The following is a 20055-nucleotide window of genomic DNA, read 5'->3' on the forward strand; positions in this document are numbered from 1 at the left end:
TACATGAATGTAAATGATACATAGAGGGGGCTATTGAACTTTGGCGTAGTTCACGTTTCACTAGCTAGATGACGGCTGAGGGGGACTGGAGCCGGATGATCTCCTTCATGAGCTTTTTCAGCATGACGGATGCTTTGACCTTAATCGGCAGGCTGTCCGAGACATGAAGCTGGTAAGCGCCTTGCATAATGGCATCCTTGAGCTCGGCAGCGGATTCGCAAGGCATATGCAGCTCGTTATAGACGCTTCCGAATTGGAGGCATTGATGCGTATCGCTACCCGCCGTAACAGGTTTGCCGAGATCGGCGGCGAAACGTTGAACCTGATCTTGATTGGCTTCGCTGCCGTATTGGTACATATCCTTGGCATTGAGATCAAAGGCGTCCAGGCGGCTCAACTGGCTGCGCGTGAGATGGTGGAGCGGCGTGCTCTCCCGGAACGGATGGGCTCCGATCTTGAGCAGCGGGAAGGCTTCGGCCAAGTCCATCAGATCATCGAAAGGGATGAAGGCGCCCTTCTCCGTATACCCGTCCAGGCGACGGCGGGTTTCCAGAATGAACTCCTTCCGGCCGATCAGCAGAATGTGGCCGGTTTCCCGGATGTCCACTTCCATCCCAGGAAAGATCTTTAATCCGCCTGCATCGTAGTATTCGCCGTTATAGGGGAACATGCTGTCAAGCTGCCGGTACACCTCGTCAAAATGGCGCGTGTTAAAATGCTCGGTCAAAGCGAGTGCATCAAGTCCGTTGTCCAGCGCCTCCCGGATCATCTCCTCATAATAATGTTTAGAGAAATCGGACGCTTTGGACAATTTGGCGTGGGTATGGAGATCAATTTTCATATTCGAACACTCCTTGTCGATGTCAGTAATTTTAAGGTCAGCCGAACCAGAACAATAATGCGGTATATGCTGCCGTTCCGGTCAGGAACACCACATCCCGCGCCGACAGGGTCAGGTGGGACAGCTTCAGCTTCTTGGCAGCCGGATTCTTCATGCCGTAGGAGAAACCGCGGGTCTCCAGCGCTTCTACCGTCGTGCGGGAACGTTTGGCGGTCGCCAGCATCAAAGGGAAAAAGGATAGCATCAGCAGTTTCATGTAATAAGCCGCGAGCCGCCAGTAGAGAAAGCCGGGATGTTCCGGCGCTTTTCCCCGAAGCCGGTAAGAAAGCAGCACATGGCGAAATTCTTCGAACAATACGGGGAGTATCCGATAGCCGTACGACAAGCTGAACGAGAAGGCGGCAGGCATGCCGAGCGCAAGCAGGCCGTCGCTGATTTTCTCGGGATCCATGCCGGAGAACACCGTAATGCTTGCAAGCGATACAACCGACAGCTTTAAGGTGAGTTTCAGCAGCGGAAGCGCCGAGCTGACGTCCCCGCCGAAAAAGAGGGATACCACAAACAGCCAGCCGACCTGGCCGATCAGGCCCAGGCATAGTACGACGATAATAAACGGCGTAACCCGGGACAGAATGGTGGTGACCACCATCATGAGAAACAATCCGGCCAGCACGGTCATGCTGGAAATAAACCAGGGCGCTATGGCAAATAACAGGTACCAGATCAGCATGCATCGGGGATCGAGCCGGGAAAGGGCGGCATGACCGCTCCCGTAGGCGGTATTCATCAACTCGAGCTGAATCCGTTCAATCGAAATCTTGTTAAACCAGTTGCGGACTACCTGCATGACGGTGAATCTCCTTTCCGCTCAGAATGCCGTACATATACCGGGCAAATTCGTCCGGCGAGCTGGTCGGGGGCATGACGCCCAGCCTTATAGATAAATCCATCATCTGGGTCGGTGCGAGCCCGGCCCGGGAAATAAGCTCCGAATCGGCAAAAATCTCGGAGACGGTGCCGTCGCCGGCCACAACGCCTTGATTCAAGATGATCACTCTGGTCGCCCATTCGTGAACCAGCTGCATATCATGGGTGGCGATGACAACGGTACGGACATGGTCCTCCAGCTCCTGCAGCGTATCCAGAAGCTCTTCACGAGTAGACATGTCCAGATTGGCCGTCGGCTCATCCAGCAGAATCAGCCGGGGCATCATAGCGGCCCCTATGGCCAGGGATACGCGGCGCTGCTGACCGCCGCTGAGGAGGCGGGCATCCCGTTCCTGGAGAGGCTGAAGCCGGAAATGAGTCAGCATGCGCTGAACCCGATCCTCCGCTTCCGGGTGACGGCGGCTCTTCAAGCCGTAGGCCACCTCTTGATGCACATTATCTTCAATGAACATATCCTCGGGGTTCTGGAAGACGTAAGCGACGCCAGCGGATATTTGCTCCAGCGATAAATCCTTGGTATTTCTGCCCATCATCGTGACGGAGCCGCCGGAAGGCTTGGCGATGCCGGCGATCAGCTTTAGAAGCGACGATTTGCCCGCGCCGTTGTTGCCGACAAGTGCGATGCGTTCGCCTTCATACAGGCGAAGATCAATGCCTCGAAGAACCTCGTGCTCCGTTTTGTGAATCGTTCGGTAGCGAAGTACGGCATGGTGGAACTCCACCAGTGAACCATGCTCCCCTTGCCGTTCTGATTCATCGCCCTGCAGGATGCGGCGCTGGTCGGATTCCGGGTTTTTCACGGTGGTGTCAGCGGGGGAAGCATCGTCTGCTCTAGCGTCGGTTGGTGGATGATCAAGCAGCGCTGGGCTATCCGCGTGGCTGTGCAGAAGCTCTGCAAAATAGACTTCTGCTTCTTCGGCCGTAATAGGGTAAGGCTGCTTCAGCTGATATCCGGACAACCCCATAGAATAAGAGTCTGAGCCGACCGTTATCGAGTGTCCATCCTGCGGACGGCCGGGAGCCAAACCGCCATTCAGCAAAATCGCAGACAGCTGTACCGCTGCTTTGGTCACCTGGGGCGGCTGGATGCCAAGCCGCTCCAGATCTTCAAGGCTGTTCAGCGCTTCGATGACCGGGCGCTGCCACAGTACCTTCCCCTGCTCCATCAGGCATACTTCCTCGCAGTAGTCCGCAATAAACTCCGCATGATGCTCAATCACGATAATGGTCTTTCCATGGACCTGATTTAACTGGCGCAGCACATCATATACTTGCTTGGCGTGCTGGGGATCGAGCTGGGATACCGGTTCATCCACAACGAGAATGTCCGGTTCCAGCGAGAGGGCTCCCGCCAAGGCGAGCAGATGCTTCTGCCCGCCGCTCAGCTCCCAAATATAGCGGTCCTTCAGATGGGTTAATCCGCACATATCGAGTGCCCTGGCGCCCATGGCCCGGTAGTCCGAGAGCCCGTAATTGAGCGGAGCGAAATGGGCTTCATCCATGACGGTGGGGCGGACTAGCTGGTTATCAAAATCCTGATAGACATACCCCACCATGCGCGACAGCTCGGAGACCGTCCGATTCTCGGCGGAAGCCCCGCAGATTTCGACGGTACCCGTGAAATCGCCTGAATAATAGTGGGGAATCAATCCGTTGAACAGCTTGCAAAGCGTGGATTTGCCGCAGCCGTTTCCTCCGATGATGGCCGTAAAGCTGCCGCGGCGAATATGCAGGGAAGCTTCCTTCAGCACAGGCTGCTCCGAACCGGGATAGGCAAAGGTGACGCCTGCGATTCGGATGGCCGGGTTGTCTTGAACGGACGGCTTAGGCATAAGGCGGGTTCTCCGGCATTTCCTCTTCTTGAAGGCCACGGTTTTTTCTGGCCCGCATGAACGTCAGTACCGCAATAGCAACGATGGCGGCTGCAGCAATGCTGATCCAGATCGCGCCGACGCCGAACCGGTCTGCAAATCCGCTGTCCCACTCCCCGAGGTTCCAGTCCGTTTCCGAAAGGGATTCCGCCCCGAAGGCAATCAGCGCCAAAACGATTCCGGCCAGGACCAGCTTGGGCGAGACGATGCCGGCGGCTTCGTATTGGGTAAGCTTCTGGCGGGGTTTGATGCCGAGCAGCGGCTCGATTTTTCCATACAACCTTGGAACCAGATATAATGTAGGCAGAAGAGCGAACAGAATGCCGGAGAACAGCACATCGTTCAGGAAACCGATGCCTTCGACAAGGACCACGCTTTGTGCAAGCCCCGGCACGGCTTCGAATTCCTCGACGCCGATCCAGACCTTGCCGATATCAACCAGAGAGCTGCACAGCTGGTGGATGATGACGCCCGACATGGCGGCGATGCCGACCTGAGCGCGGCTGAGGGGATTTTTGACCAAGCGGCCGGCGACGTACATGGCGAAGGAGAAGGTAAGAAACTTCTCCAGCTCTCCGAGGCCGCCGAATTGCCCGAGCATCAGTTCACCGAAGATGACTTCGCCGAGCGCAGCCCCTACAGCAGCATAAAAAGGATGGAACAGCATGCAGAGGGTTAGGGGAATGAACGCGAAATATTCGACCGAAAGCTCGATCGGACCCAGGCGAAACGCGGGAATGAGCTCGGTGAACATGTTGGACAGGCCGTACAGCGACATGGACAGCACGAGAATCATCATTTTCTGCGAAGAGGTCAGGGTATAGACCCGTGAATTGCTTGCCATTAGAGAGAAGCCTCCTTGGAAATGGGATTTGCTATCAGTATAGGAGGCGATTATTAAAATGAACGGAGTATTATGTCAACGTATTGTAATGTTTTTTACAAAAATATAATCATGAAATAAAATTTACATAACAATCACGGCGTATGATGAACTCACGCCCAATTACGATGATTTCATTGCAGAAGGAGTGCAGCATCATTGAAGAATCTGTTTCCCGATACATCCGGGCTGTCGCCGAGCCAGCTCAAAATCGCCGATTTTATCGAACGTAATCCCGAGGAGATGCTGTTCATGACCGAGCAGGAAATCGCCGACAGGCTTGGCACCAGCATCGCGACCGTTTCCCGGTTTTGGCGTGCCGTCGGGCACGAGAATGCCAAGGCGTTCAAGCTGAAGCTGCGGGAATCCTCGGACACGACGCCTGCCGTAAAGCTGGAAAAAACGATATCCCGGCTGGACGCGTCCAGTCTGCCCGCGAAAATGCTGGAACAGGCGAAGCATCATCTGCAAGACACGATGGAGAAGAACCGCCCGGACGAGCTGGAGGAGGCAGCCCGTCTAATGGCCTCGGCAAGACGCGTGTATGTGCATGCGCCTGGTCCGTCCCTCTCGCTGGGCGAATTATTGTCGTACCGTTTATCCCGGTTTGGCATGTCGGTGCGAATCATGGCCGGCAGCGGTCATGAACTGCTGGAATCGCTCGCGCATGTGGAGAGAGAAGATGTTGTGCTGATCTTCAGCTTTACTCGGATGCTCCCGGAAACGGAGGTCATCCTGGACTGCGTAAGCCGCGTGCAGAATGCGGCGATCATGATCACGGACCGGGAGGAGTTCCGGTATGGAACGCCGGCGCAGATCTCCTTTTTTGTCAGTCGGGGGGATATGGGCGAATTTCATTCCATGGTGACGCCATTGCTGCTGATCGAGCAGCTCATTCTGAGCATGGGCATGCTGAATAAAGAGAAGGTGCTCGGCAAGCTGGATTACTTGGGCGAGTTGCGGACCCGATATGCGGATAAGCTGCCCAGAGGCAAAGCTTGAAGGTATATAGTCCCGTCGGCAGGCCATCCCTATTAGAAGTCGTTCAGGCACGCCCTGAAGGACTTTTTTTGTGTCTTTTGTCGCAGAACCATTGGATTATTTATGTAATTTTGATATAGTAACCCTACCTCTATGAACTTGCTCGCCTCGGCTTGGCCCCTTTGTTTTGCCGCGGTTCTCTGCGTATTCGCCATGGCTTTCTTAAACACGGGACGGTCATGCCCGCATCATGTTATCCAAGTGAAAATCCGATAAAGAAATGAATGGATTACATATCGGCAGGGCTGCCTGGAGAGGAAAATGCATCTAACTTCGAATTGAGACGTAGTATGTGTTATATCCTTCAATTGCCTATGTTTTTACGGATGTTTTATAAGATAGGTCGAATCAGTCATCGCTCTATAGGAGCAGGGGAGGTGTTAATTCTTGAATGGCTCGAAGTCCGCGAAGCTGTTCCTGCTAATGGCGGTTATCGCGATCGTGAATATTGTCCTGGTTTCGCCCGGGCTGCTCGGCTTTCAAGTCGGCGGCGATAACGCTTTCCAGTCTGCACTGGTCATCACCGTATGGGTCGTCAGTATTCTTGCACTCTTTTATGGAAGTTATGTTTTGTTGTTCAAGTCTCCGGCTGCAAAACCGATCCAAACGATTCAGACCCGCGAGGATTACATAGAGGCGCTCCACCATTACCGCAACGTAAAAGTGCTGAAGGATGATATCGCTCTTGCCCTGGATCAATTGGAGCGAATCGAGAAGAAGAGAAACGCGCTGCTGGGCGTTCTGGGTCAGCGTTTTCAGCCAACGGAGCTCAGTTACAGGAAATTCATGGGTGTCATCGATGAAGTCGAGAAGCTGTTCTACCTCAATATCCGAGGGATACTGAACAAGCTTGGCGTCTTCGCCGCATCCGATTTCGCCCGCATGGCGGATCAGCCGAAAGCCTCCCAGCTGTCCAGCAAGGTGGCGCAGAAAAAAACGGCGTTATACCAAGAGTACTTGGCTTACGTGACCGGTTATCTGGAGGCGAACGAGGAAATCATGCTCAAGCTTGATCAGCTGCTGCTGGAGATCTCTTTGCTCGGCAGCACCGATTACCGGGATGTGGAGGATATGCCGTGCATGAAGGAAATCGATGCGTTAATCAAGCAAACCAAATTATACAAGCAATAAGAGAGGGAGATGATTATGCGAAGCAAGGGGAGTGCCTTTGTCGTATTAGTGGCCATTGCAGTGGTCGTGTTTGTTCTAGTGTACGCGGGGATCACATTGACCTCCAATCTGGGCAAAAGCCAAGCCGAGGTCGATTCGGAAGGCGCGGCTAAAAAGATCAACAAAATCTACAAGGATATTACTGTCACGACAGCCGATCCCATCAAAGGCCAAGTCGATCTCGACCCGGTGGCCGTCGCGGATTCCCTGCCCGATATATCGAAGTTCCCGATCTCGGTCGAGAATACGACGGACTTGTACGTGGAGATTTTCTCCTCGCCGGAGAAGGCGGGACCGGGCATTGACGGATGGCTGAACGAAGTGGCAGAGGAATTCAACAAATCCAAGCCGGTAGTGAACGGCAAGCCGGTATCCGTGAAGATCCGCAATATCGCTTCGGGAACCGCAACCGATTACATAACATCCGGGAAGTACGTGCCGGACGCTTTTACGCCTTCCAATGAGCTGTGGGGGGAGATGGTCAAGGAATACGGCGTCAAAGCCGAGCTGGTATCCAAGCGCCTGACGGGGAACGTCACCGGCGTCGTCACCCGGAAAGCCAAATACGACGAGCTGGTGGAGAAGTACGGCTCCTTGAACGTCAAGACGCTGACGGATGCGATAGCGAATAATGAATTGGCGATGGGGTACACGGATCCTTTTGCCAGCTCCACGGGCCTCAACTTCCTGATCACGGCCCTTGAAACGTTCGACAGCAACGACATACTGGGTGAGAAGGCGGTACAGGGCTTCGAGAAATTCCAAGCGAACGTTCCTTTCACGGCTTCCACCACGATCCAGATGCGCGATGCGGCGAAGTCCGGCATGCTGGATGCCTTTGTCCTGGAGTATCAGACCTTTGTCAACGCGGCGGATATGAAAAGCGGTTACGTCTTTACCCCGTTTGGGGTAAGGCATGACAGCCCTTTGTACGCGCTCGGGAAATTGCCGAAGGAGAAGCTGGACATCATCAAGAAATTCGCGGAATTTGTTGAGCAGGACAAATACCAGCAGATGGCCGACAAAAAAGGGTTCAACGGTCTTAATGATTACCAATCCGAGCTCGAGGTCGTTGACAGCAGCCTGCTGCCGTCCGCCCAGAAGCTGTGGAAGGAGAAGAAGGACGGCAACAAGCCGGTAGCGGCCGTGTTCGTGGCGGACGTATCGGGGAGCATGGACGGCGAGCCGTTAAACCGTCTCAAGGAATCGCTGTTGACGGGACAGAAATATCTGGGCCGGGACAACAGCATCGGTTTCGTATCGTATTCCACGGACGTTACGATCAACCTTCCGATCGGCAAGTACGATTTGAATCAGCAGTCGATGTTTGTCGGTGCGATCAACAGCCTAGAGGCCAGCGGGAATACCGCAACCTTTGACGGCATCGTCGTGGCGATGAAGATGCTGCAGGACGAGATGGCGGCAAATCCAGACGTGAAACCCCTGATTTTTGTGCTGAGTGACGGGGAGACGAACGTCGGGCATTCCCTAGACGATATCCGCGGACTGATCCAAGCCTTCAAAATCCCGGTGTATACGATTGGCTATAATGCCGACATTCAGGCGCTCCAAAGCATTTCCAGCATCAATGAAGCTGCCAGCATCAACGCCGATACCGATGATGTCGTATACAAAATCGGCCAGCTGCTGAATGTGCAGATGTAGCAATTTTTCATAACGATGTGAATCTGGTTTATCAGAAACTTGTAGGAGGGGTTATATTGTCATTTACGATGGAAGTCATTCGTCCCGAAGAGATCAAGACGGCGATCGAGGAGCAGGTGAAGCCTGAGCCGGAAGAAGTCACGCAGCTGAAGGAGCTGGCGGCTAACAATGTGCAGGCCATCATGGAGCTGGATATTGAATCGCTCGAGAAGCGAAGACAGGTGCTGCAATCCATTGAAAGCTTTGGCATCAGCACGATGAGATCCTCCTCGGAGAAGAACGCGCTCCTGCAGGTTCAGGTGGGGAGATTATCGAAAACCGGGGACGAAGGCGGTCAAGTGGCCAAAGGGTTAACGGAGCTGCAGCTGCAGCTGAAGGATCTGGATCCGAGCGTTGTGGATTTTGCGAAGAGCGGGCTGCTGGGCATGGTGTTTAACCCGCTGCGCCGATATTTTGCCAAGTTCCAAAAGGCGGATGCCGTCATCTCGGACATCATCATTTCTCTGGATAAAGGAAAAACCGTATTAAAGAACGACAACACCACGCTGGAGATTGAACAGCAAACCCTCCGCGAGCTCACCAAAAAGCTGCAAAAGGAAATTCAGCTGGGCATGCTCATGGATGCAGAGATCGAATCCCAGGTCGAGGCGGCCAAAATACGGCAGGAGTCGGAGGATAAAATCCGGTTTATTACCGAAGAGGTGCTGTTCCCGCTGCGCCAGCGCGTGATGGACCTGCAGCAGATGCTGGTCGTAAACCAGCAGGGAATTATGGCGATTGAAGTCGTCATTCGGAACAACAAGGAGTTAATCCGTGGTGTGGATCGGGCGAGAAACGTAACGGTAACGGCGCTGAAAATATCGGTCACGGTGGCAAGTGCCCTGTACAACCAGAAGATTGTCTTGAAGAAAATCGAGCTGCTGAACGAAACCACCAACAACCTGATCAGCGCCACCTCCAAAATGCTGAAGGATCAAGGTGCGGCGATTCATAAGCAATCGCTGGAAACGAGTATTTCCGTTGATACCTTGAAGCAAGCGTTCACGGATGTGCTGTCAGCGCTTGATTCCATCAGCACTTACAAGCAGGAGGCTCTCCCGCGGATGCGCGAGACGATCCATCAGTTCAGCGAGCTGGCGGTCACGGGCGAGCAGCAGATCCAGCGCCTGGAGCGGGGGCAGAAGCTGGGCCTGTAGGAGAAGCCAGGGATACCAACAAGAAAAGAGTGAGCAGTCGTGATGCTGCGCACTCTTTTTACTTGGCTCCAACTCCCTTATGCCCGCAAATAATTAAGCAGAATGTGCTTGAGAATCGCCAGCTGCTTCTCCGGTGCGAGGTCCGGCTCGACCACCAGAATGTTTTTCTGGAGGGACAGCTTTCTGGCAAAAATGCCGAACGTATTCACGATGGTGGTCAGCGTCTCGGCAATCGGAAGATCGGCTTGAACCGATCCATCCTCGATGCCCTGCTCCACGATGGTCGAGAATACCTGGGATATATCCCGGTAGACGGCGTTAAACAGCTCGATGTCCTCAAGAGGCTCTGTAAACTGAGCCGCATAGCTCTCGAAGTTCTCGAGCAGCTTCACGTTCGAGCTGGTCTGTTGCTCCAGCAGGGAAATGAAGTGGTCGAACAGCAGCTCCAGCTTCTCCATACAGGAAACCGGCTGTTCCGCGATGGAGCGGAAGGTCTCGAGAACGGTCTCCAGCATTTTCGTGGCAACGGCAACGACGAGTTTCTCTTTGCGGGGAAAAAAACGAAAAACGGTAGCTACGCCCATGGCAGCCTCGGTGGCTACATCCTGCATGGTGGCTTTTTCAATGCCTTTATGTGTAAATACGCGCTCGGCTGCTTCGATGATGATTTGGGTTCGGGCGTTTCGGGTTTGGGGATTCATAATAAGGCCCTCTTTCTTGCAAAACGATTTTATTTTACCCGTATTATATCCTCCCGCCCTTTTGACGACAACAAGAGCGTATACATCGGCTGAAAAAGCGGCCCGCACAAGGACCGCTGTTAGATGGTGTTATTTCAATGGAATATTCATGAGGACCGGGCTTTGCATGCAGGAGCCGCTTATAAATTTGCAGAAATCATTCATCATTGATATCAATATCATCCGGCTTGAAGGGAGGCGCTGCAATTGGAACGTCGGAGCGAGCTTATGGCCGCGGCTGCAAGCAGGTTCGGACTCTTGGAGCGGAATAGACTCCAGACGCATTTTTCCGAACACAGCCTTGTCCGTTCTTATCGAAGGGACGAGAAGATCGTGTATGTGCGCTTGACCGACGAGTCCCACAAACCCTATGCGAAGATTGCCGGCGAGGTGCAGTGGGTGGAGTATCTTGGGAGTAAGGGCGTTTGCGTTTCGAGGCCGCTCCATTCGGCAGCCGGGAACCTTGCGGAGCGAATCCGGATGGAGGACCGTGAATATACGGCGGTCTGTTACGAGGAAGCCAAGGGGCGTCCGGTTGGGGAGAACGAAGCCGGCGAGGATTTATACAGGCGAATGGGCCGATTCATGGGGGGCATGCATCGTATCACCCAAGCGTATATCCATCAGGACCCCTCCACAAGCCGGCCGGATTGGTCGTATGAGGCAGAGAAGGTTCGACATCTCGATTTTCCGCCATCCGAAAAGGGGATTGCCTCTCGTTATCAAGCCTTGTGCCAGTATATATCGAAGCTCCCTGTTTCTAGGGAGACTTACGGATTGATTCATGCCGATTTTCATTACGGCAATTTTTTTGTCCAGGGGGATGCGTTGTGCCTGATTGATTTCGATGCGAGCCGTTATTCATGGTTCGTGGATGATATAGCGGTCGCCGCCTTCTTCTCGGGTTTGACCGAAGGGGCCGATCCGGACAGCGGTAAGTTCCTGATCCCTTTCCTGGAAGGATACCGTGTGGAGCATCGCCTGGAGGAGGAGTGGCTTCGGGAGATCCCCTATTTCATGAAGCTGAGAGAAATGGGGCGGTATATGAAGCTGTTCCATGCCTGCCGCGGAAATTTCGATAAACTTCATCCCTGGGGACAGTGGTATATGAAAGGGCGCAGGGAAAAGATTTTGCAAAGCGATCTGCCACTTTAATAAAGAGCCTTGGTTCGAAAGACGGACCAAGGCTTTTTTATATTTCGGGGGAAGGCTGGCTGCGACGGTTAAGGCTATGGGGAGGAACGAAGTCCTTGCAACTCAGATCTATTAATTTTCGCCAATAGGAAATTAATTCTAGTGCGATCAATTATTGCATTGACAGCGCATAGCGAATCTATTAGTATGTGCATAGCTTATTAAACCTACCAGATAACTTAGATTTTAGGGGTGCGTTCGTTTTACGAGTTTTTGACAGAGCATGATGCATACATTTTATATGCATATGTCTACTACATGGGGGGATTACAATGAAAGCCAGAAAGTTAGGTTTACTCTTATCGTCGATCGTGCTGATGCTGTTGATCGCGGCATGCGGCAACGGCTCCGATCCGGCGGCAGAGGGCGCAGCTGAAGACAAAGGAAGCGAGAAGCAAGCCGAACAGCAAGAGTACAAAGACGAGCTGAACATCGCGCTTACGGCTCAGCCGCCAACGTTGGATACGGCCTTGACGGTATCGGCGGTTGCGCTCGATACGGCCGGCAATATCTTCGAGCAGCTCTACACGCTGAATGCAAACTATGAGCCCGTACCGGCTCTGGCAGAGTCGGTCGAACGAAGCGAGGATGGTTTAACGTATACGTTCGCCCTTCGCCAAGGCGTGAAGTTCCACAACGGGAAAGAGATGACGTCCGAGGATGTTGTAGCCTCGATGAACCGCTGGCTGGTGACTTCGTCCCGGGCGAAGGTGCTGCTGACGAATGCCAAATTCGAAGCCGTCGACACGTATACCGTGAAGCTGACCGTAGAGACGCCTACGTCGGACGTGTTGATTCTTATTGCATCGCAAGCGCAGTTCCCTTCGATCATGCCGAAAGAGATCGTGGATGCAGCGCCGGCTGACGGAATCAAGGAGTACATCGGTACAGGACCTTATAAATTCCAGGAATGGAAGCAGGATCAGTACATCCATTTGGTGCGAAACGACGATTATCAGCAGGTGTCGGATGCGGAGCCAAGCGGATTTGACGGGCGAAAAGAAGCTCCCGCCAAAGACCTGTACTTCCATTTCGTGACGGACCACTCCACGCGCATTGCAGGCGTGAAGACCGGCCAGTACGATGTGGCGGACAGCATTCCGATCGAAAGCTATGATGAGCTGGCTGCCGACAACAACATCAACCTGCTCTCGTTCCCTGGCGGTGCCCTGACGGCATTTTTCAATACCAGCGAGGGATTGTTAAAGGACGTGAAGATTCGCCAGGCCATTCTCGCCGCGTTCAATAATGAGGAGATCATGTTGGCGAGCTTTGCCAAACCGGATTTGTACTCTTTAGCGCCGGGTTACCTGAATACGAATCAAGTCCAATGGTCGACCGAAGCCGGTGCGGAGTATTACAACCAGTCCAATCCCGAGAAGGCCAAGCAGCTGCTGCAAGAAGCCGGGTATAACGGCGAAGAAATCACGCTGCTGACGACCAAGGATTATAACGAGATGTACACGGCCACGTTGGTCATTCAGGAGCAGCTTCGTCAGATCGGCATGAACGTAAAAGTGGAGAACTTCGATTTCCCGACGTTCCTGGAAACGAAGAACGACCGTTCCAAGTGGGACATCTTTGTTGCCAGCACGGGCTATCAGCTTACCCCGCCGCAGCTGCTGGCCGTTAATCCGGATTGGGCCGGACTCGACAACGAAACCGTCAAGCAGGCGCTGATCGATATTCGCGGCGCAGCCACGCCGGAAGCCGCCAAGCAGGAATGGGAGAAGCTGCAGGGCTTCCTGTACGAATTTGCTTCCTCCACCGTGATCGGCCATTATAATGGCGTCGTCGCCACAACGAAGAAGCTTGAAGGGTTCGAGCTGTTCGAAGCACCGGTGGTTTGGAATGCCAAAGTAGCGAAGTAAGCATGTAAGGAGGGTGTTACAAGTTACCGGAGTAACTTCGATAACACCTTCCTTTTTTGAAATTGGATTCATAGACCATGTACAAATGAGGGATTTGCCGTGCTGGCTTATATTACGAAAAGACTTTTGTCGCTGATTCCCGTACTGGCCGTCGTCACCATCGCTATTTTTCTGATCATCCACATAACGCCGGGGAATCCGGCGGCGGCCATCTTGGGCATGGAGGCGTCGGAGGAGGAAATACAGCAGCTGAATCAGGACCTTGGACTGGACCGTCCGATACTCGAACAATATACGAGCTGGGTGGCCAACCTGTTCAAGGGGGACCTGGGGGATTCGATCTTCATGAAACAGCCGGTCAGCGAAGCCATTGCGGAGCATATTACCCCCACGCTATCGCTGGCCATTCTGGCACAGGTCATCGCGATCCTGCTCGCGATTCCCTTCGGGATTATCGCCGCTTACAAGCGAGGATCCATCGCCGATTATACGTTGATGGGGATATCCTTGCTGGGCATGGCCTTGCCCAGTTTCTTGCTGGGATTGTTCCTTATGCTGTTCGTGGGCGTCAAGCTGCAGTGGCTGCCGGTCGCTGGATATGAACCGCTGAGCAGCGGGCTATGGGAACATATGAAATATCTGATTCTTCCCGGCATTTCCCTTGGAACCATACAGGCGGCCCTGATTACGCGGATGACCCGTTCGTCCATGCTGGAAGTGCTGAATTTGAATTTCATCAAGACAGCCCGATCAAAAGGCCTGCATGAAATGAAGGTGCTGTTCAAACATGCGTTTCGGAGCGCGTTTCTGCCCATTCTGACCGTCATTGGACAAACCTTCGGCACGTTGGTGACGGGAGCGGTGGTCGTGGAGGCCATATTTAACATTCCCGGTCTGGGTCAATTGATCTTGAATTCCATTGCCAGAAGGGACTTTGCGGTGATCCAAGGGGTGGTGCTCGTCGTCACGCTGATGTACGTCACCATCAACTTGATCATCGACTTGCTATACGGCGCGGTGGATCCGCGCGTTCGATTGGATCGCAAATAAAAGAGGTGTAACGGGATGGCTACAGTTCAGGAAAAGGAATATGTCGCTCAAGTCAGCAAAAAGCTGAAAAAAGAACAGCGAGCCTTAGGATATCGCCGCCTGAAGTCCAACTACGGGCTTTTGATCGGAGCGACCATCTTTGTTGTATTGGTGATTCTGGCGCTGATCGGACCGCTCTTCACGAACTACGGTCCGTACGACATGAAGGTTGTGGACCGTTTAACGCCGCCCGGGACCGAGCATTGGCTGGGTACCGACGAATTCGGACGGGATTTGTTAACCCGGCTTCTCTACGGGGCCAGGGTATCGATTAGCGTCGGACTGGCGGTTGCGCTGCTGTCCTCCGCTCTGGGACTCGTGATCGGCGTCTATGCGACGTATTACAAGACGTTGGACCATATTCTCATGCGCATTTGCGACGGGTTGATTGCGATTCCGGGAATCTTGCTTGCCATTGCCTTAATGGCCGCGCTCGGCGCATCCGCTTTGAACGTTATCATTGCGCTGACGATCGTGTTCACGCCGAATATTGCCCGAGTCGTCCGCTCGGCAGCACTGGTGGTGCGCGAGCAAACCTACATCGAGGCGATGCATGTCCAGGGGGCCAGCTCCACGCGCATTATATGGCAGCACATCGTGCCGAATGTACTGTCTCCTCTATTGGTACAGGCGACATTCGTATTTGCCGAAGCGATTATCTCGGAGGCGGCTTTAAGCTTTCTCGGTGCGGGCATTCCTGCGCCCGAAGCCAGCTGGGGGAACATTTTGCAGGCAAGCAAGCTTGTTATTTACAAGGCATGGTGGATGGTCGTATTTCCCGGGGCCACGCTCGTTCTGTCCGTCCTCAGCTTGAATTTGCTGGGAGACGGGCTGCGCGATTTGCTGGACCCTCGCGTGAAGCAAAAGTTTAGAAAGCGATGAATATAAGGCTGGAGGTGTTTCCATGAATAAAGAGCCTCTATTGGAAGTGAAAAATCTTAAAACGCATTTTCATACCGAGCGCGGAAAAGTGACAGCGGTGAACGGGGTCAGCTTTTCCATGAATACTGGTGACATCATCGGTATCGTCGGAGAGTCCGGCAGCGGAAAAAGCGTGATGTCCCAATCCATCATGAGATTGCTGGATCATACGGATGCGATCGAGTACGAGGGAGAGGTCATATTCGAGAATCAGAACCTGCTGTCCCTCCCGCATTCCAAATTACGGGCGATCCGGGGAGATCAAATATCCATGATATTTCAGGACCCGCTAACCTCCCTGAGCCCTGTCTATACGATTGGAAATCAAATCGGAGAAGCCATACGCCTTCATCAGAAGAAGTCCAAGAAGGAAGCCCATCAGCAAGCCATCGAAATTTTGCGGATGACGGGCATTCCTTCGCCCGAAATCAGGGTTAACGAATATCCCCATCAGCTGTCGGGGGGGATGCAGCAGCGGGCGATGATTGCCATGGCGCTCTCCTGCGAGCCGAACCTGTTGATCGCGGATGAGCCGACAACCGCGCTCGATGTGACGATTCAGGCGCAGATTTTGGAATTGATCGCCGACTTGAACCGCAAAATGGGCATGGGCGTGCTGTTCATTACGCATGATCTGGGCGTGGTCTCGGAAATTTGCACGGGCGTGAAGGTGATGTACTTGGGGCAGATCGTGGAGGAAGCTCCCACGGAACAGCTGTTCCAAACGCCGCTGCATCCTTATACCCAGGGGCTGATCCAATCCATCCCCAAGCTGGAAGGGGACAGGGAAGATGAGCTTTACGTCATTGAGGGAACGGTGCCGTCCCTGACGGATATTCCGCAGGGCTGCGGCTTCTCAACGCGGTGTCCTTATGCCGACGAGCTGTGCCGTACCTCCGAGCCCCCGATGCAAACGGCCCAAACGGACCATCGAGTGAAGTGCTGGCATTATGAGGCCCTAAACAAGCCGGAAGGGAGGGAGACAGCCGTTGGAACAAGCAGCTGATCATTCGATTTTAAAGGTAAGCTCCCTTCACAAGCAGTTTCCGGTGTATGGATCATTCGGCAAATTAGGGGGCGCCAAAGCATACGTCAACGCGGTCTCGGACGTTTCCCTGCAATTGAACGAGGGAGAAACCTACGGTCTGGTCGGCGAATCAGGCTCCGGGAAAAGCACCACGGGACGTACCATCCTCGGATTAACGCCGGCGAGCCAAGGGCAGGTTCTGTATCGGGATCGGGAATTGTCGGCCATGACGAGGGAGGAAATGCGGAATTTCCGCAAGGATGTGCAGCTTGTTTTTCAAGATCCGTTCTCTTCGCTCAATCCGAGGAAACGAATCGGCCGGATGCTGGAGGAGCCCTTGATCATTCATAAAATGGGGGACAAGGCGGAGCGTCAGGAAACCGTGTTCCAAATCCTGAAAACCGTCGGCTTGCAGCCGGAGCATGCCTTTCGCTTTCCCCATGAATTCTCGGGCGGTCAACGCCAGCGGCTGGGCTTGGCGCGCGCGCTGATCATGAATCCGAAAATCATCGTGTGCGACGAGCCGGTCTCCGCCCTGGACGTGTCCATCCAGTCGCAAATTCTGAACATGCTCAAGCGCCTGCAGCGCGAAATGAAACTAACGCTATTATTTATAACGCATGATATCAGCGTGGTTCGGTATATTTCGGATCGGATCGGCATTATGTATCTCGGAAAAATAATGGAAGAGGCTTTGACGGACGATTTGTTCCATGAGCCGCTGCATCCCTATACGAAGGCGCTGTTCTCGGCCGTACCCGATTTCAACCGCAGCCGATTAAAGGAACGGATCGTGTTGCGGGGGGAAATCCCGTCCCCGATATCGCCGCCGAGCGGCTGTGTTTTCCACACGCGCTGTCCCTATGCAACCGATGTATGCAGAACAGACATACCGGCTGTAAGAGAAGTGCGGCTGGGCCATAAGGTCGCCTGTCATCTTGTTGACTAGAACAGATAAGTTCGCCAACCCCAACCCAAAGGAGAGAAGGACCATGACAACGTTGCAAATCGTAGAAGGCCAGGATCGGATATTCAATGAGGCGGGGTTTCAGATTGCAGGAAACCACGGGCCGAATTTGGAGGGCGGCTTGTCTCCGAGAGAGCTGCTGGAAGCGTCCCTGGCGCTGTGCGTATCCATCTCGATTCAAAAAATAATGGCTTACGACGGCGTGGAATATGATAAGTCTTCCATTCATATCGAAGTGTCATCAGTAAAAGCAGAGGATAAAAGCAATAAGTTCTCGCATTTCAACGTCCTTGTCTCGCTGCCGCCAACGCTGGAGCCTGCCTACAAGGAGAAGCTGAAATCCGTCGTAGAGCGTGCATGCACGATCGGCAATACGCTGAAAAGCGAGGCCGTCGTTGAACTGATCGAAGTGAATGAGCCTATCGAAACGAGCAGCAATGCGTAATGGATCAGATGAAATATTAACATTTCAAGTCGATTCAACAAGAAGAACCTTAGTTCGGGTTTGATCGCGGACTAAGGCTCTTCTGTTCTTTAGGGACCGGGCGAATATACGATGCGTCTTCATTTTTACTGTGACCGCGTCCCGTTACGACTGCGGCTGCATATTCCGCTCAAACGCGACGATCCAGTCGCCCTGGATGGCGGCATAGCCCGTATCTCCCTCCACGACAAGACCGTACAGATTCTTGACGTCAAGATACTCGTTTCGTTCTCCATTATCAAATTCGAGGGTGATGTAATAATACGTACGGGATGAATGATTGGCGTGCATCATTCCGTTATCGCTGTTGTGGTGATTGGTATGATGGCGGACATCCATCCGTTTGGAGACCACCCGGGCAAACTCGGAAGTACGCGGGGATTTGGCATTCTTAACATAGCGGGCACCGTTGGAGATGAAGCCCACGATCACAATCACGAATACAATCCCGATCAGAATGGGAACCAGCGTAAACATAAAATCAAAACCTCCGCCAAAAGACATTCCTTGGGGCATCATCGACGGCACTCCTCCTGTTCCGTTATTTTTACATTAATTATATGTACGGTAAAAATGACTAAAATGTTTCAAATTTTGGTTGGGGCAATGGATGTTACGAGCAAGTAATGACCAACGGTTAAGGCCAACCTGGATTCCGCCGTTCCTTATTGACGTACCAATGACGTGAGAGCGAACGATTCGAAGCTGCGGTAAATAAAAATCGGCCTCAAGAGCGAGGCCGATTTATTTTTATTGTATGAACAAAGCTCTAGCTCCACTATGGGATCTTTACTTCACATGTACTCCCGAACCCGCATAATGCAGCCCCAACTGGTATGCCCGCTCCAGCAGGCTCTCCATGTGCTCCGGTCTGCCCTCTAACGTATCATAGAAGAATTCCACTCGGGAATCTTCGATTCCGGAATAGTTGGCCATGCCGACGTTGAGGGAATGGGACAGCATTGTATCATAGCTCCGCTTGGCAAAATGGTCCTCCGACGCGCCTGCCAATGCGATCCATAACGCCTTCTTGTGATGGAGCTTGGAACCGCCGCCATACGCGAAGCCGTGATTCCAGACACGGTCGATATACCCCTTCAGCATAGCCGGAACCCCGTACCACCATACCGGGAAAATATAGGCCAGCGCGTCATGCTGTTTCATTCGCGCGATCTCGTTTTCAACCTCAGCGGAAAAAACCTTGCCAGCATCAGACCAATCGGGTTCGTCCGCCTCCCACAGAACCGGATCGAAACCGATGCGGTGAAGATCCAGAACCTCCGTCTCATGTCCGGCATCTTGAAGCCCCTGCACAAATCGCTCCGTGACAGCAAATGTAAAGGAGTTCACTCTGGGATGAGTGACAACGGTCAGTACTTTCATCATGAATCACCTTCGCTTTCTTCTATAATGTGTTGAATGTGCTTTGTTTTCTTACAGTACTGGTATAAGGGGATTATGTATCATATAATGGCTGGAAGGAAGTACGCACTTATTTGTTCTATAGGTACCTTAAGGTGCTATTAGCACCCAAAAGTGCCCTTCATAGTCGCATGAATTTTTCGTCCGGGAGGTGAGAGGATCTTATGAATCGTGACCGGCAATACCATATTCCGTCCGAAGCCACCATGGAGGTGATCGGCGGCAAGTGGAAGATCGTTGTGTTGTGCCACCTTAGTTATGGGCCCAAGCGTACGAGTGAAATTAAGAAAGAGATGCCGGATATTACGCAGAAGATGTTAACCCAGACCCTTCGGGAGCTGGAGGAGGATGGGATTATTACGCGAACGGTCTTTAATCAAGTTCCGCCGAAGGTCGTGTACGAGCTGAGCGAATTGGGCGTTTCACTGCAGCCCATCCTGGATCAAATCTGTGAGTGGGGCGAGAAGTATATGAATGGAGAAACGAAGGTAAGTGCTCCATGAAGACATGATAAAAGCTGCCGACCTGAGGGAATGAGTCGGCAGTTTTTTTGTTTTTCACGATATCCTTCCGGCCGAAATGTCCGTTCTGCGTTCCATTATTTTAAATCGGTTAGAAGGAAAGGCAGGGATATTGTGGAATATATAGTCCTTTGGACTCATGCAGGTTCCGAAAGTTTCGGCCAAAACGGAGCTTGTCGAGAAATTGAATAGTTACTAAAGATA

General features: G+C 52.9%; 19 protein-coding genes. 12 read left to right on the forward strand and 7 right to left on the reverse strand.

The window, feature by feature from the left end; translation table 11 throughout:
* Positions 1 to 64: 64 nt before the first annotated feature.
* From M1D70_RS01800 to M1D70_RS01815, 4 genes are read right to left on the reverse strand one after another with little or no spacing between them, the layout of a single operon-like run.
* A complete protein-coding gene (locus M1D70_RS01800) occupies positions 65 to 841 on the reverse strand; it encodes a PHP domain-containing protein (protein WP_456288965.1) in 777 nt (258 codons plus the stop codon).
* A gap of 37 nt (positions 842 to 878) precedes the next feature.
* A complete protein-coding gene (locus M1D70_RS01805; RefSeq protein WP_456288966.1) occupies positions 879 to 1688 on the reverse strand; it encodes an energy-coupling factor transporter transmembrane component T family protein in 810 nt (269 codons plus the stop codon).
* Complete coding sequence (locus M1D70_RS01810; protein WP_456288967.1) at positions 1663 to 3621, reverse strand: ABC transporter ATP-binding protein; 1959 nt, start codon at positions 3619 to 3621, stop codon at positions 1663 to 1665. The genes M1D70_RS01805 and M1D70_RS01810 overlap by 26 nt, the downstream gene beginning before the upstream one ends.
* Positions 3614 to 4504 (reverse strand): cell division protein FtsQ, encoded by an 891-nt coding sequence (locus tag M1D70_RS01815; protein ID WP_456288968.1) that lies wholly within the window; start codon positions 4502 to 4504, stop codon positions 3614 to 3616. Before M1D70_RS01815 ends, M1D70_RS01810 begins: the two co-directional genes overlap by 8 nt.
* Before the next feature lie 198 nt (positions 4505 to 4702).
* Between M1D70_RS01815 and M1D70_RS01820 the strand changes: the two genes are divergently transcribed.
* From M1D70_RS01820 to M1D70_RS01835, 4 genes are all read left to right on the forward strand, one after another.
* Positions 4703 to 5545, forward strand: coding sequence for a MurR/RpiR family transcriptional regulator (locus M1D70_RS01820; RefSeq protein ID WP_009593940.1), 843 nt, complete (start codon positions 4703 to 4705; stop codon positions 5543 to 5545).
* Positions 5546 to 5971: 426 nt separating this feature from the next.
* Positions 5972 to 6715: a hypothetical protein gene (locus tag M1D70_RS01825; protein WP_456288969.1), complete on the forward strand. Its 744-nt coding sequence runs from the start codon at positions 5972 to 5974 to the stop codon at positions 6713 to 6715.
* Between the two features lie 15 nt (positions 6716 to 6730).
* Positions 6731 to 8419 (forward strand): vWA domain-containing protein, encoded by a 1689-nt coding sequence (locus M1D70_RS01830; RefSeq protein WP_090910250.1) that lies wholly within the window; start codon positions 6731 to 6733, stop codon positions 8417 to 8419.
* A gap of 56 nt (positions 8420 to 8475) precedes the next feature.
* Positions 8476 to 9615, forward strand: coding sequence for a toxic anion resistance protein (locus M1D70_RS01835; protein WP_456288970.1), 1140 nt, complete (start codon positions 8476 to 8478; stop codon positions 9613 to 9615).
* 77 nt (positions 9616 to 9692) lie between these two features.
* Here the strand turns inward: M1D70_RS01835 and M1D70_RS01840 are convergent, their stop codons facing one another.
* Positions 9693 to 10316, reverse strand: coding sequence for a TetR/AcrR family transcriptional regulator (locus M1D70_RS01840; protein ID WP_456288971.1), 624 nt, complete (start codon positions 10314 to 10316; stop codon positions 9693 to 9695).
* Between the two features lie 246 nt (positions 10317 to 10562).
* Between M1D70_RS01840 and M1D70_RS01845 the strand changes: the two genes are divergently transcribed.
* The 7 genes from M1D70_RS01845 to M1D70_RS01875 all read left to right on the forward strand — a co-directional run bounded on the left by M1D70_RS01845 (position 10563) and on the right by M1D70_RS01875 (position 17869).
* A complete protein-coding gene (locus tag M1D70_RS01845) occupies positions 10563 to 11510 on the forward strand; it encodes a phosphotransferase enzyme family protein (RefSeq protein ID WP_456288972.1) in 948 nt (315 codons plus the stop codon).
* Between the two features lie 311 nt (positions 11511 to 11821).
* Positions 11822 to 13420 carry an ABC transporter substrate-binding protein gene (locus tag M1D70_RS01850; RefSeq protein ID WP_433938090.1) on the forward strand — a complete coding sequence of 533 codons (1599 nt, stop codon included), beginning with the start codon at positions 11822 to 11824 and terminating at the stop codon, positions 13418 to 13420.
* A gap of 99 nt (positions 13421 to 13519) precedes the next feature.
* Positions 13520 to 14470, forward strand: coding sequence for an ABC transporter permease (locus tag M1D70_RS01855; RefSeq protein ID WP_009593921.1), 951 nt, complete (start codon positions 13520 to 13522; stop codon positions 14468 to 14470).
* Between the two features lie 15 nt (positions 14471 to 14485).
* On the forward strand, positions 14486 to 15391 hold the full coding sequence (locus tag M1D70_RS01860; protein ID WP_456288973.1) for an ABC transporter permease: 906 nt from the start codon (positions 14486 to 14488) through the stop codon (positions 15389 to 15391).
* A 22-nt stretch (positions 15392 to 15413) separates the two neighbouring features.
* Positions 15414 to 16436, forward strand: a complete 1023-nt coding sequence (locus M1D70_RS01865) for an ABC transporter ATP-binding protein (RefSeq protein WP_456288974.1) — start codon at positions 15414 to 15416, stop codon at positions 16434 to 16436.
* Positions 16420 to 17406 (forward strand): ABC transporter ATP-binding protein, encoded by a 987-nt coding sequence (locus tag M1D70_RS01870; protein ID WP_456288975.1) that lies wholly within the window; start codon positions 16420 to 16422, stop codon positions 17404 to 17406. Before M1D70_RS01865 ends, M1D70_RS01870 begins: the two co-directional genes overlap by 17 nt.
* 43 nt (positions 17407 to 17449) lie before the next feature.
* Complete coding sequence (locus tag M1D70_RS01875) at positions 17450 to 17869, forward strand: OsmC family protein (RefSeq protein WP_456288976.1); 420 nt, start codon at positions 17450 to 17452, stop codon at positions 17867 to 17869.
* A gap of 144 nt (positions 17870 to 18013) precedes the next feature.
* Here the strand turns inward: M1D70_RS01875 and M1D70_RS01880 are convergent, their stop codons facing one another.
* Both M1D70_RS01880 and M1D70_RS01885 read right to left on the reverse strand, forming a co-directional pair.
* Positions 18014 to 18427 (reverse strand): DUF2500 domain-containing protein, encoded by a 414-nt coding sequence (locus tag M1D70_RS01880; protein ID WP_456288977.1) that lies wholly within the window; start codon positions 18425 to 18427, stop codon positions 18014 to 18016.
* A 270-nt stretch (positions 18428 to 18697) separates the two neighbouring features.
* The gene (locus tag M1D70_RS01885) at positions 18698 to 19291 is read right to left on the reverse strand and encodes an NAD(P)H oxidoreductase (RefSeq protein ID WP_036664794.1); all 594 of its coding nucleotides are present in this window, start codon (positions 19289 to 19291) and stop codon (positions 18698 to 18700) included.
* Between the two features lie 203 nt (positions 19292 to 19494).
* On the opposite strand from M1D70_RS01885, the gene M1D70_RS01890 reads away from it, so the two are divergent.
* Complete coding sequence (locus tag M1D70_RS01890) at positions 19495 to 19833, forward strand: winged helix-turn-helix transcriptional regulator (RefSeq protein WP_009593955.1); 339 nt, start codon at positions 19495 to 19497, stop codon at positions 19831 to 19833.
* The last annotated feature ends 222 nt before the right edge of the window (positions 19834 to 20055 follow it).

The sequence above is a fragment of the Paenibacillus sp. AK002 genome, from assembly GCF_053903045.1.